Annotated in this window: 10 protein-coding genes; 2 read left to right on the top strand and 8 right to left on the bottom strand. The window is 63.2% G+C overall.

Translation table 11 applies throughout. The annotated features are described in order from the left end of the window. Positions 1–2: 2 nt before the first annotated feature. The 3 genes from JHW40_RS09290 to recA form a co-directional block, all read right to left on the bottom strand. On the bottom strand, positions 3–302 hold the full coding sequence (locus JHW40_RS09290) for a DUF1330 domain-containing protein (protein WP_090612600.1): 300 nt from the start codon (positions 300–302) through the stop codon (positions 3–5). Then, positions 299–2,956: an alanine--tRNA ligase gene (gene alaS / locus JHW40_RS09285; protein ID WP_090612598.1), complete on the bottom strand. Its 2,658-nt coding sequence runs from the start codon at positions 2,954–2,956 to the stop codon at positions 299–301. The genes JHW40_RS09290 and alaS overlap by 4 nt, the downstream gene beginning before the upstream one ends. Before the next feature lie 208 nt (positions 2,957–3,164). After that, positions 3,165–4,235 (bottom strand): recombinase RecA, encoded by a 1,071-nt coding sequence (gene recA, locus JHW40_RS09280; protein ID WP_090612595.1) that lies wholly within the window; start codon positions 4,233–4,235, stop codon positions 3,165–3,167. Positions 4,236–4,474: 239 nt separating this feature from the next. Between recA and JHW40_RS09275 the strand changes: the two genes are divergently transcribed. Continuing rightward, positions 4,475–5,059 carry a hypothetical protein gene (locus JHW40_RS09275; RefSeq protein WP_090612593.1) on the top strand — a complete coding sequence of 195 codons (585 nt, stop codon included), beginning with the start codon at positions 4,475–4,477 and terminating at the stop codon, positions 5,057–5,059. An 11-nt stretch (positions 5,060–5,070) separates the two neighbouring features. On the opposite strand, the gene JHW40_RS09270 is transcribed toward JHW40_RS09275, so the two are convergent. The 3 genes from JHW40_RS09270 to guaB all read right to left on the bottom strand — a co-directional run bounded on the left by JHW40_RS09270 (position 5,071) and on the right by guaB (position 9,817). After that, on the bottom strand, positions 5,071–7,155 hold the full coding sequence (locus JHW40_RS09270) for a hybrid sensor histidine kinase/response regulator (protein ID WP_244519200.1): 2,085 nt from the start codon (positions 7,153–7,155) through the stop codon (positions 5,071–5,073). Positions 7,156–7,223: 68 nt separating this feature from the next. Next, positions 7,224–8,372 carry an RsmB/NOP family class I SAM-dependent RNA methyltransferase gene (locus JHW40_RS09265; protein WP_090612589.1) on the bottom strand — a complete coding sequence of 383 codons (1,149 nt, stop codon included), beginning with the start codon at positions 8,370–8,372 and terminating at the stop codon, positions 7,224–7,226. Further along, entirely contained in the window at positions 8,369–9,817 is a 1,449-nt protein-coding gene (guaB, locus tag JHW40_RS09260) for an IMP dehydrogenase (RefSeq protein ID WP_090612586.1), read from the bottom strand. Before guaB ends, JHW40_RS09265 begins: the two co-directional genes overlap by 4 nt. Before the next feature lie 309 nt (positions 9,818–10,126). Between guaB and JHW40_RS09255 the strand changes: the two genes are divergently transcribed. Then, complete coding sequence (locus JHW40_RS09255; RefSeq protein ID WP_090612583.1) at positions 10,127–11,245, top strand: OmpP1/FadL family transporter; 1,119 nt, start codon at positions 10,127–10,129, stop codon at positions 11,243–11,245. Between the two features lie 75 nt (positions 11,246–11,320). Here the strand turns inward: JHW40_RS09255 and JHW40_RS09250 are convergent, their stop codons facing one another. Together JHW40_RS09250 and JHW40_RS09245 are read right to left on the bottom strand one after the other, a co-directional pair. Beyond that, on the bottom strand, positions 11,321–11,533 hold the full coding sequence (locus tag JHW40_RS09250; RefSeq protein ID WP_244519208.1) for a hypothetical protein: 213 nt from the start codon (positions 11,531–11,533) through the stop codon (positions 11,321–11,323). A gap of 273 nt (positions 11,534–11,806) precedes the next feature. Next, positions 11,807–12,193: a hypothetical protein gene (locus tag JHW40_RS09245; RefSeq protein ID WP_090612581.1), complete on the bottom strand. Its 387-nt coding sequence runs from the start codon at positions 12,191–12,193 to the stop codon at positions 11,807–11,809. Positions 12,194–12,210 lie beyond the last annotated feature (17 nt).

Genomic DNA, 12,210 nt, shown 5'->3' with positions numbered 1-12,210 from the left:
ACTCAGCCTTCCGCGGGCTTCGCCTCTTCCACGATCACCAGATCACGTTCGGACGCGCCGCGCGCATGGACCAGCGCGGCCTGATATTCCGGGCTGTTGTAACAGGACACCGCCGCGTCAAAGCTGGGAAAGCGCGCCACGACATTGCGCGCGCGCTCGGTTCCCTCCATCTGGCGATAGCGTCCGCCACGGGCCAGAAACTCTCCTCCATAAGCCGCAATCGCCGGACCCGCCGCCTTGGCATAAAGGCCATAGGATTCGGGATCGGTAACGGTAACATGGGAAATCCACAGGGCGGTCATGCGCTTTCTCCGATCAGTTTCTCGACTTCGGCAATGGCGCTGTCGGCGGCTGCCAGACTGGGCGCCCCGCCCTGCGCGCGGTCGGGGCGGCCACCGCCGCCCTTGCCGCCAAGCGCCACCGTCGCCGCCTGAACCAGCGTCACCGCGCTGATCCGGCCGGTCAGGTCCGGCGTCACACCGGCCGCGACCGTGGCCTTGCCATCGGCTTCGGCCAGCACCAGAACCGCGCCGCTGCCCAGTTGCGATTTCATCTCATCAACCAGCGCACCCAGTTCCTTGCCGCCAACCCCTTCGACCTTGCGACCAATGAACCTGACGCCGCCGATCTCTTTGGCTTCCGAGGCACCACCGCCGCCCATCGCCAGTTGCCGCTTCAGCTGCGCGACCTCATTGGCCAGCAGCTTGCGCTCATCCGCCAGCGCGCGCACGCGATTGACCACATCGCCCGCCTGCGCCTTCAGAATGCCCGCGATTTCCATAAGCTGTGCGTCAGAGCCGCGCAGATGATCCAGGGCCGCCTGCCCCGTCAGCGCCTCGATCCGCCGCACACCGGCGCTGGAGGCGCTGTCACCCAGAAGGGCAAAGGCACCGATATCGCCGGTCCGCAGAACATGGGTGCCCCCGCACAGTTCCAGCGAATAGGTGGCACCGTCCGAACCCTTGCCGCTGTCCGCCTGCCGCCCCATCGAGACGACGCGAACCTCATCGCCATATTTCTCGCCGAACAGCGCCTGAGCGCCAAGCGCGCGGGCGTCGTCGGGCGTCATGATGCGGGTCTCGACCGGCGAGTTCTGGCGGATGAAGTCATTCACCTCTGCCTCGATTACCGCCAGTTCCTCGGCGGTCAGGGCGTGGTTGTGACTGAAGTCGAAGCGCAGCCGCTCGGGCGCATTCAGACTGCCGCGCTGCGCGACGTGATCGCCCAGACGGCAGCGCAGCGCCTCATGCAGAAGATGCGTGGCCGAGTGGTTGGCGCGGATGGCGCTGCGCCGGTCGTGATCGATCGACAGGGTCGCGCCCTGCCCGTGCTGGATCTGGCCCTCCGTCACCTCAGCGATGTGGATAAAGACCCCGGCCACCTTTTTCGTGTCGGTCACCCGCGCCGCGCCGGTCTCGGTCCTGATCAGCCCGGTATCGCCAACCTGCCCGCCCGATTCCGCATAGAATGGCGACTGGTTCACGATGATGCTGACCGAGGCGCCCTCGGCCGCCTCGGCCGCCTCGGCGCCGTCGATGACCAGCGACAGGATCTGCCCCTCGGCCTCTTCGGTATCGTAACCCAGAAATTCGGTCGTGCCGTTGCGTTCCGCCAGATCATACCAGATCGAGGCATCCGCAGCCTCGCCGCTGCCGGCCCATGCGGCCCGCGCCTTGGCCTTCTGTTCAGCCATCGCCGCGTCAAAGCCTGCGATCTCTACCGCGCGGCCCTTTTCGCGCAGCGCATCCTGCGTCAGATCCAGCGGGAAACCATAGGTGTCATACAGTTTGAAGGCCGACGCGCCCGGCAAATCCGTACCTTCGGGCAGTTTCGCCAATTCGTCATCCAGCAATCGCAGCCCACGATCCAGCGTCTGGCGGAAACGGGTCTCCTCGCTGTGCAGGGTCTCTGCGATCAGCGCCTGCGCCCGGTTCAGTTCAGGATAGGCCGTGCCCATCTGTCGCACCAGCGCCGGAACCAGCCGATCCATCAGCGGATCCTGCGTGCCCAGCATATGCGCATGACGCATCGCACGGCGCATGATGCGCCGCAACACATAGCCACGCCCCTCGTTCGAGGGCATCACCCCATCGGCAATCAGGAAACTGGTCGAGCGCAGATGGTCTGCGATCACCCGATGATGCACCTTGCCCGGCCCGTCCGGGTCGGAACTGGTAGCATTGGCGCTGGCCTCGATCAGACTGCGCATCAGGTCGGTGTCGTAATTGTCGTGCTTGCCCTGCAACAACGCGCCGATCCGTTCCAGCCCCATGCCGGTGTCGATGGACTGCATCTCCAACTCACGCATCGAGCCGTCCTCGAACTGCTCGTTCTGCATGAACACAAGGTTCCAGATCTCGATGAAACGGTCGCCATCCTCATCGGCGCTGCCCGGAGGGCCGCCCCAGATATGATCGCCATGGTCAAAGAAAATTTCGGTCGAGGGGCCACACGGCCCGGTCGGGCCCATCCGCCAGAAGTTGTCATCGGTGGGGATGCGGATGATCCGGTCATCCGACAGACCGGCCACCTTCTTCCAGATATTCGCCGCCTCATCATCGGTGTGATAAACGGTGACCAGCAGCTTGTCCTTGGGAATCCCGAATTCCCTTGTCAGCAATTCCCACGCATAAGGGATCGCCTGTTCCTTGAAATAGTCGCCAAAGCTGAAGTTCCCCAGCATTTCAAAGAAGGTATGATGCCGTGCGGTATAACCCACATTGTCCAGATCATTATGCTTGCCACCCGCCCGCACGCATTTCTGCGCGGTGGTGGCCCGGCTGTAATCGCGCGTCTCGATACCGGTGAACAGGTTCTTGAACTGCACCATGCCCGAATTGGTGAACATCAGCGTCGGGTCATTACGCGGCACAAGCGGGCTCGACTCGACGACGCGATGGCCGTTCTTCTCGAAGAAACCAAGAAAAGTGGATCGGATGTCGTTCAGACTGGGCATGCAGGGCCTTCATCGCAAAATGTCTTCCGGCCGCTGCCGGGCTGCGCTTGGTCTAAACCCGCCCAGCCCGCCTGTCCAGCAATCCCAGCGACACCTCATCCCATCTTTGGTGCTGAAATATCCCGGGGGACGTCGCGCCTGCGCGACGGGGGGGGGCAGCGCCCCCACCTTGCCAAAAACACGGGCGCGACCTCCGCAAGCGACAGGATCACTCCTCCGTCAGCGCCTCGTCCTCATTCTCATCGGCGCCGAACTCCAACCCGTGACTCGCACGGATCTTGTCCTCGATCTCATAGGCAATGGGGGCATTCTCACGCAGGAACTGCTTGGCGTTCTCACGCCCTTGCCCGATCCGCTGATCGCCGTAGGAATACCAGGCGCCCGATTTCTCAACCACACCGGCCTTCACGCCCAGATCGATCAACTCGCCCATCTTGCTGATGCCTTCGCCATACATGATGTCGAATTCGACCTGCCGGAAGGGCGGCGCCACCTTGTTCTTGACCACCTTGACCCGGGTCGCGTTGCCGGTCACCTCGTCGCGATCCTTGATCGAGCCGATCCGGCGAATATCCAGACGCACCGAGGCATAGAATTTCAGCGCATTGCCACCCGAGGTCGTCTCGGGACTGCCGAACATCACGCCGATCTTCATGCGGATCTGGTTGATGAAAATGACCATGCAATTGCTGCGGCCGATGCTGGCCGTCAGCTTGCGCATCGCCTGGCTCATCAGCCGGGCCTGCGCACCCACCTGCGCGTCGCCCATATCGCCTTCGATCTCGGCTTTTGGCGTCAGCGCCGCGACCGAATCGACCACGACCATGCTGACGGCGCCGGACCGCACCAGCGTATCGACGATTTCCAGCGCCTGCTCGCCCGTATCAGGCTGACTGATCAGCAACTCCTCCAGATCAACGCCCAGCTTGCGGGCATATTGCGGATCCAGCGCGTGTTCGGCATCGACGAAGGCGCAGACGCCGCCCTTCTTCTGCTCTTCCGCGATGCAATGCAGGGTCAGCGTGGTCTTGCCCGAGCTTTCGGGCCCGAAAATCTCGATGATCCGACCTTTGGGAAGGCCACCGATTCCCAGCGCGATATCCAGTCCCAGCGATCCGGTCGATGTTGCCTCGATCTCGGCCACCGGATTGTCGGTGCCCAGCTTCATGATCGAGCCCTTGCCGAACTGCCGTTCGATCTGCGCCAATGCGCTGTCCAGCGCCTTTTGTTTGTCCGCGCCGCGTTTGCTGTCCATATCGAAGATGCTCGCCGTTGCCATGTCGTCCTCACCGTTATTTCACAGCCCTCCGGGCGGGGCAATCTGCTCGACCGACGGAATGTTCACTCGTTGTTCTCATCTACATGCCTTAATCCGGTCCTCATTTCAAGCCGCTTTATGACGGACCGAATCGCCTCTTCAGCCTGCCAGATGGAGGTTAATGAACCGTTTACATCCCCCGGCCGGGCCGTTATCCCCCGGTTCGGACATGGCAGACAAACAATCGAGAGGTTGAAGCGATGCTGATCTTCTGGGATCAGAAGCTGGTTTTTCTTGCCACCCCGAAGGCGGGATCGACGGCGGTCGAATCGGCGCTTGAATCGCTGGCATCGGCCGCCATTCAACGTCCTGCGCCGCTGAAACATGCTGATATCAGGACCTTCCGCCGTCATATTGGCCCGTGGATCGGGGAACAGGCTGGCGGCGCGTTTTCGACCGTCGCCCTGATGCGTGAACCTGTGGACTGGCTACGCAGCTGGTACCGGTTTCGTCTGCGCGACGATCTGGATGGGCCTCTGCACCAGATGAACGATGTCAGTTTTGCACAATTCGCCAGCGATTATGCGCAGGATGGCGGTCCGTCACGGATGGGGATCGGGCGGCAATGCGACTTCCTGATCGATGGTGAGCATCGCGTGGACCGGATTTTTCGCTATGAGAATTTCCCCTCCTTCATCGAATATCTTGAAGATTGCCTTGGTTGCGCGCTGGAAATGCCTCGTATCAACGTCCCGCCCTCGGTGGATGTGCATCTGGAACCGCAGCAGGAGGAAGTCCTGCGCCGCGCAATGGCTGCCGATATGGCATTGTATCAATCCCTCTGAATCACCCCGGTTTAATGCGGTGACGCGGGCGGTTCGGTCATTTGCCGATCAACCAGTTCGGCCAGAGCGGCAAGCGTGAAGGGCTTGGCCAGAAAGGCGGAATTCGCGATCGGCATTTGTCCCTCGCGAAAGATTTCCTCGGAATATCCGGACATGAAGATCACCTTTGTATCGGGTCGATCCTTCAGCGCGCTGCGGACCCAACTGGGACCGTCCATTCCGGGCATGATTACATCGGTGACGAAGACATCGACCTGCAAACGCTCATCCGCCAACAGTTCCAGCGCGGCCTCGGCACTGGCGGCCTCCAACACCTCATGACCCTTCAGGCGCAACGCACGCGCGGCGAAGGCGCGGACGGGGGCCTCATCCTCGACCAGAAGCACGGTATAGGCGCGCGGGTCCTGCGTGACGGCGGGCTGCGGCGCCTGTTGCCGGTCAGCGGTGGGAATGACGCCGCCATGAACAGGGAAATACAGTGAAAAGCAGGTCCCGACGCCCGGTGTGGAATCGCAGAAGATATAGCCGCCCGTCTGCTTGACGATCCCATAGGCAGTTGACAGACCCAGCCCGGTCCCCTCGCCCACGCGTTTGGTGGTGAAAAAGGGCTCGAACACCTTGCTCACATGGGCAGGATCGATGCCGCATCCCTGATCGCGGACCTCGATGCGGACATAGTCGCCCACGGGCAGGGTTGCCCGATCGCGCTGCAATGGCTCTGTCAGGCGCAGGTTTTCGGTCCTGATGGCGATGTCTCCGCCAGCCGGCATGGCATCGCGCGCATTGACGGCCAGATTCACGATCACCTGCTCCAACTGGCGGCGATCCGCGCGAATATGTTGCAGCGCCGGATCGTGCGAGATCGAGAGATGGGTCGGTTCTCCGACCAGACGGTTCAGAAGATGCGCCAGATCGGCCAGAATATCGCGCAGATCCAGAATTTCGAATTTCAGCGTCTGCTTGCGTGAAAAGGCGAGAAGCTGCCCGACCAGCGCGGCGGCGCGGTTGGCGTTCTGGCTGATCTGGTCAAGATCGGAATAATCCGGATCGCCCTTGTCGCGCCGCATCATCAGCAGATCGCAATGGCCGCTGATCGCGGTCAGCAGGTTGTTGAAATCATGGGCCACCCCTCCGGCAAGCTGCCCGATCGCCTGCATCTTCTGGCTTTGCGCAAACTGCGCCTCCAGCCGCTTGAGGTCGCTGGCATCGGTCAGCACCGCATAGACCCCGGGCGAGAGGTTGAAATCCCGCGCAATCGATATCTGAAAATATTGATCGCTGCCATCCTGCCGCCGCATCCGCAGAATTTCAGTGGTGTTGTCGGTCCGCCCGACACAGCAATCCGCGATCCAGTCGCTGACCGGCCGCCCCGGCCCCTCCAGCAGACTGCCAAGATGGGCGTCCTGTTCTCCGTCGAGGCTCAGGCCAAGCAACTGACGGGCGGTGGCGTTGGCCCGCCGGATCGCACCGTTCCCGGCAAGATGCAGCAGCGCGACAGGGATCAGGTCGAAGCCATCCCCGGCCTCGTCCTGATCCGGCTGAGTTGGCAGATCCATGACGCCGGGCAACCCCTCGGGATCGTGGCAGGACCAGATCTGCAGCGGCGCGTCATCCGACCCGCAAACGGCCATGACCGAGCCGTCATCCAGCGTGATTTCGGCGCATCCCCTGCGGTCGGCACTTCGCAGCAACGATTCGCGCGTCGCGCTGGCATCGGCGCGCATCCGTGCCAGCAGGTTGATGATGTTCTGGCCCAGAATATCGCCGAAACGCGCCCCGGCCTTGGTGTTCTGAAACAACACCTGACCGTCGGAATTGCAGATCCAGACAGGTTCGGAGGCCATCGCGACCTCGGCCCGTATCGCCGACAGCGCACGCCGCTCGGCCACCCGCCGCCGCCAATGCGACAGCGCCACCGCACCACCCAGCAGATACCAGCCCACGGCGACAGAGCCGAGGATGATTGCCGCCACCCCCGCCCCGCTGCCCGGTTTCACCATCAGGATCACCGCGCCCGCGACCATTGGCAGCAACAGCAACGGAACCGCCGCCAGCGCGTTGCGGGGAAGCCCGATCCGATCGTCCCAGTCACCCATGCGAATCATCACCCGACAAGACCTTTCGGGTCAGATAATGGCCAATGGATTAAGATAGAGTTAAGCGGTTACTGCCGTCCACGCCGCAGCAGCGCCAGAAAGAAGCCGTCGCTGGCATCAATCGGCGTCCACAGGCTTCCCGTAAGCTGTTGAAAATCCTGATTCCGCCCAAGAAACCGCGCGATCTGCGCCTGATTTTCGGCCTCCAGCAGCGAGCAGGTCATATAGGCCAGATGCCCATCGGCTGCCACCAGATCCGCCACCTGATCGAGGATCGCCGCCTGCGTCATGCGCAGTTGCTCCAGCCCCTCGGGCGTCAGGCGCCATTTCGCGTCGGGGCTGCGCCGCCATGTGCCGCTGCCTGAACAGGGCACATCCGCGATCACCAGACCATAGCGCCCCGATGGCCGCCGCACCGGCTCGATCTGTGCCCTCGCGCGTCTTGCACGGGCGGGCAGATCGCCCATGCGGGCGGGATCGACGTCATGTGCCTCGATCCGCAGCTCGGGGGACCGCGCGGCCAGCGCCAGCGCCTTGCCGCCGCCACCTGCACAGAAATCCAGAACCCGCATGCCCGCGGCGGTGGGCAGGGCGGCGCAGGCCAGTTGCGGCGACAGGTCCTGCAACTCGACCAGCCCATCCTGATAGGCGCGACTGCCCGAGATCTTCCGCTCGCCCGCCGTCACCTGCAAGGCCGTGGCCAGCCGCCCGTCCCGCGCCACGACGATCCCGTCGCCCTCCAGCATCGCAACCGCCTCGGGCAGGCTGCCGCGCTGCGGGTTGTGGCGCAGCCAGACCGGCGCGCGCAGGGCCATCATCCCGGCCACCGCTGCGCTGTCGGCCCCCAGGGACGCCCGCCATTGAGGCCGCAGCCAGTCGGGCAGATCGTCGGCGGGGGGTGGCAGCGGGTGCCGCTCTTCCGGGGTCAGGGGCGCGGGGGCGTAACCCTCGCCGGTAAAGACCTGCGCCGGGTCCGCGCCGTCACGACGACATAATCCGATCATCAGCCCGCGACCGCTCAGCCCGCCTCCCAGCGCCGCCAGACTTTTGCGCTGACGCAGTGCATCAAAGACCAGATCGCGCACCGCCGCCCGGTCGCCCGATCCGGCAAAGCGGCTGGCCCGCGACCAGCGCAGCAGCGCCCGTTCCGCCGGGGCGCCGTCAAGCAGCTGATCCAGAATCCCGATCGCCGCGCTGATCCGGGCCGCAGGCGTCATCCCAAACGATAGTTGGGCGATTCACGGGTGATCTGCACGTCATGGACATGGCTTTCCTTCAGCCCGGCCCCGGTGATGCGCACGAACTGGCAATTGCTGCGCATCTCCTCGACCGTTGCGCAGCCGGTATAGCCCATCGCCGCACGCAAGCCCCCCACCAGTTGATGGACCACCGCGCTGGCAGAACCCTTATAAGGCACCTGCCCCTCGATCCCTTCCGGCACCAGCTTGTCGGTGGCCGCGTCCTTCTGGAAATAGCGGTCGGCCGAGCCGCGCGCCATCGCCCCCAGCGACCCCATGCCGCGATAGGATTTGAACGAGCGGCCCTGATAGAGGATCACCTCTCCGGGCGATTCATCGGTTCCGGCAATCGCGCTGCCCACCATGGCGCAGCTTGCGCCCGCCGCGATGGCCTTGGCGAAATCGCCCGAGAACTTGATGCCGCCATCGGCAATTACCGGCACGTCGCCCGCCGCGCCTGCGGCATCCATGATCGCGGTCAGCTGCGGCACGCCGACGCCCGCGACGATGCGGGTGGTGCAGATCGAGCCCGGCCCGATGCCCACCTTGACCGCATCCGCGCCCGCGCCGATCAGCGCCCGCGTGCCTTCGGCGGTGGCGACATTGCCCGCGACCACCTGCACCTGGTTCGAGAAGGCCTTGACCCGCTCGACTGCCTTGGCGACGCCCGCCGAGTGGCCATGCGCGGTGTCGATCACCACCATGTCCACCCCGGCCTCGATCAGGGCCTGGCTGCGCTCGAACCCTTCCTCGCCCACGGTCGAGGCGGCGGCGACGCGCAGCCGGCCCAGATCGTCCTTGCAGGCCAGCGGGTTCAGCACCGCCTTTTCGGTATCCTTCAGCGTCAGCAACCCGGTCAGCTTGCCCTGCCCGTCGGTCACCAGCAGCTTCTCGATCCGGCGGGCCTTCATCAGGCTGATCGCCTCGGACCGGTCGGCGGGCTCATGCAGCAGGGCCAGATTGTCCGAGGTCATCATCGCATGGACCGGCGTGCGGTCGTCGCTGGCAAAGCGCATGTCGCGGTTGGTCACGATGCCGACAACGCGGCCATCGGCATCCACCACCGGAAAGCCGGTAACATTATACTGATCCTGCAGGTTCTTGGCATCGGCCAGCGTCTGGTCGGGGCGCAGGGTGATCGGGTTATAGACGATCCCGGATTCGAACCGCTTGACGCGGCGCACCTCGTCGGCCTGCTGCTCGACCGTCAGGTTGCGGTGGATGACGCCGATGCCCCCGGCCTGCGCCATGGCGATGGCCATGCGGCTTTCGGTCACCGTATCCATGGCCGAGGAAAGAAGCGGGATGTTCATCCGGATCGCGCGGGTCACTTGGGTCGTGACATCCGCCGTCGATGGCATGACCGTCGAGGCGGCCGGAACCAGAAGCACATCATCAAAGGTGAGAGCCTCACGAATCTGCATGGTGGTAGTCCTTGCGGCAATTTCGTTTGGCAGTTTCCCCTTTCACGCGCGACGGGATTTGTCCAGCCCCCGCATGCGCGGATTTTACGCCCGCCACTTCCCGCCCCGCGTTCATCTGTGGCAATCATATCGCGCCTGTGGGGTGTCCTGCACCGGCAGCGATGGTGGTGCTTTGTTCCCTTAACAAGCTACCGTAAGGTCAGGATATCAGGACGTGGCGTCATGAAGTTGCAGTAATTGATTCACAACCGATGCGCGGTAAGCTTTGCCACAGAGGGCTCGCCAGAGCCCATCAGGGAGGGGAAGAACATGAAACATCTGATAAGGGGGTCCGCCGCGCTGCTGATCTCGGCAGCGCCATTGACGGCGGGCGGGATCGAACGCGCGCCGCAATCGCTGGCCGCGCTGTTCGAGGCAGGCAATTACGCCGAACTGAGTTTTGGCGGCGCCGATCCGAGGGTGAAGGGGACGGATGCTGCGGGCTTCAGCACCGGCGACGTGGCGCAGGGCTATGGCTTTGTCGGGCTGGCCTACAAGCACCAGTTCAACGAGAACCTGTCCGGCGCGATCATCATCGAGCAGCCTTTCGGTGCCGATATCTCCTATGCGCCCTTTGACGATGGCGGCTCGATGCTGCTGGGTGGCACCAGCGCAACGGTGGACTCAACGACCTTCACCGCTCTGGCCCGCTGGCGCTTCGACAACAACTTCTCGGTCCATGGCGGCATTCGCGGATCGAAAGCCAGCGGCGAAGTGACGCTGGACGGTGCGGCCTATGGTGGCCCCTTACCCACAGGTCTGTCTGGATACAATGTCAAGCTGGATGATTCCTGGGGTGTTGGATATGTGGTTGGCGGCGCTTATGAAATCCCGGACATCGCAGCGCGGATATCGCTGACCTATAACTCGTCCATCGAACATGATTTCGATACCACAGAAAACATCTTGGCGGGGACATCAACCACGACCGTCAAGACACCGCAGTCGGTCACTCTAGAGGGACAAACCGGAATCGCTGCAGATACGTTGTTGTTCGGTTCGATTCGGTGGGTAAAATGGTCCGAGTTCAAAGTTCGTCCTCTGGCGTTTTCCAGTGATCCCAGCCGGGCTGACGGTCTTGTCTCACTGGAAAACACCACCACTTACACGCTCGGCGTGGGCCGCAAATTTACCGAGAACTGGTCGGGTTCGGTCTCGCTGGTCTATGAACCTTCGGGTGACGATATGGTCTCGCCGCTGGCGCCGACCAACGGGCGCAAGGGGATCACGCTGGCCGCCATCTATACGATGGACAACATAAAGATCTCCACTGGTATCAACTATTCCAAGCTGGGCGATGCCAGCCCCCAGACCAGCGATACGGAGCGCGCCCGTATGCGTGACAGCGAGGTCTGGGGTGTCGGCGTTCGCATCGGCTACAGTTTCTGACCGCAGCCGACCGGCTGACATGATTGCAGAACGCCGCGGATTTCCCGCGGCGTTTTTCTGTGTCCGGGACAGGTATCAGCTGCGTTGCGCGATATTGCCGCCCTCGTTCCAGCGCAGAGAAATTTCAGCCGGGCTTCGGCAGCGGCGATCTCGGCCGTCACGCATCTCGGATCGCGCATAAAGCTTTTCGCGATTGTGGAACACGCCCTCGCGCAGCATCCCCGACAGGGCTCGCATGATCTGCAACAAAACGACATTGTGGCTGGCATCATAGACGGCGACATGCAGATCGACATCGGCTTCGGCCCCGTCGCGGGCATCGGCCTTTTCATGCGCCCGGTCGAAGGAACGGCGTTCAACGATCCTGACTGGGGGCCGAGGAGGCGACCATCGTCGCCTTCAGGCGGCACAGGCTGTTACCGCTGAACGACGCTTCTCTGATCCGAACCCAATGGTAAGCCGTAGCCAATTCGCCGAGCAGCCCGGACACCGGAACGCCAACCATGCTAGAGGAATCCATCGATTCTGAAACAGGACTGGAATGCGACTGCAAGAATCACATCACGCCGCCGGGCAGCGGTCATAGGCCAGCACCGTGCCGTTTTCGTGGATTGTCAGCCCGTCGGCGCGGCTTTCCAGACGGATGTCGCGGGTGAAACGGCGGCCTTCGCCCATGCAGATCAGCACGCCCTCGGATGCGCCGGACTGGCCGCCCCGGCGCCCGAAAGTGCAGCTCGATTCATAGAAATCGAAGCCGTCGCCCTGGACCGCCATTCTGGTCTGCGAATTGGCGTCGCCGCATTGCGCGGCATCAAGATCGTATCGCCCGTCGATCACCGGGACGGTATCGCCCGGCGCCGGGTCCGATCCGCTGTCTGGTGCGGCGTCCGGTACACAGGCGGCGATGGCAAATACCGACAGGATCAGGGCGGGGCCTGAAGTCTTCATCGCGTCTCTCTCCAGCT

Origin of the sequence: Paracoccus alcaliphilus, assembly GCF_028553725.1 — a bacterium.
GTDB classification, from domain to species: Bacteria; Pseudomonadota; Alphaproteobacteria; order Rhodobacterales; family Rhodobacteraceae; genus Paracoccus; species Paracoccus alcaliphilus.
Note: the sequence above shows the minus strand (reverse complement) of the source record. Positions and strands in the feature narration are given on the sequence as shown.

What these genes read in the sequence shown, in the direction of transcription:
- JHW40_RS09270 (WP_244519200.1), bottom strand. Translation starts at nt 7,155, where the DNA reads ATGGGTGACTGGGACGATCGGATCGGGCTTCCCCGCAACGCGCTGGCG.
- alaS (WP_090612598.1), bottom strand. Translation starts at nt 2,956, where the DNA reads ATGCCCAGTCTGAACGACATCCGATCCACTTTTCTTGGTTTCTTCGAG.
- JHW40_RS09245 (WP_090612581.1), bottom strand. Translation starts at nt 12,193, where the DNA reads ATGAAGACTTCAGGCCCCGCCCTGATCCTGTCGGTATTTGCCATCGCC.
- JHW40_RS09290 (WP_090612600.1), bottom strand. Translation starts at nt 302, where the DNA reads ATGACCGCCCTGTGGATTTCCCATGTTACCGTTACCGATCCCGAATCC.
- recA (WP_090612595.1), bottom strand. Translation starts at nt 4,235, where the DNA reads ATGGCAACGGCGAGCATCTTCGATATGGACAGCAAACGCGGCGCGGAC.
- guaB (WP_090612586.1), bottom strand. Translation starts at nt 9,817, where the DNA reads ATGCAGATTCGTGAGGCTCTCACCTTTGATGATGTGCTTCTGGTTCCG.
- JHW40_RS09265 (WP_090612589.1), bottom strand. Translation starts at nt 8,372, where the DNA reads ATGACGCCTGCGGCCCGGATCAGCGCGGCGATCGGGATTCTGGATCAG.
- JHW40_RS09275 (WP_090612593.1), top strand. Translation starts at nt 4,475, where the DNA reads ATGCTGATCTTCTGGGATCAGAAGCTGGTTTTTCTTGCCACCCCGAAG.
- JHW40_RS09255 (WP_090612583.1), top strand. Translation starts at nt 10,127, where the DNA reads ATGAAACATCTGATAAGGGGGTCCGCCGCGCTGCTGATCTCGGCAGCG.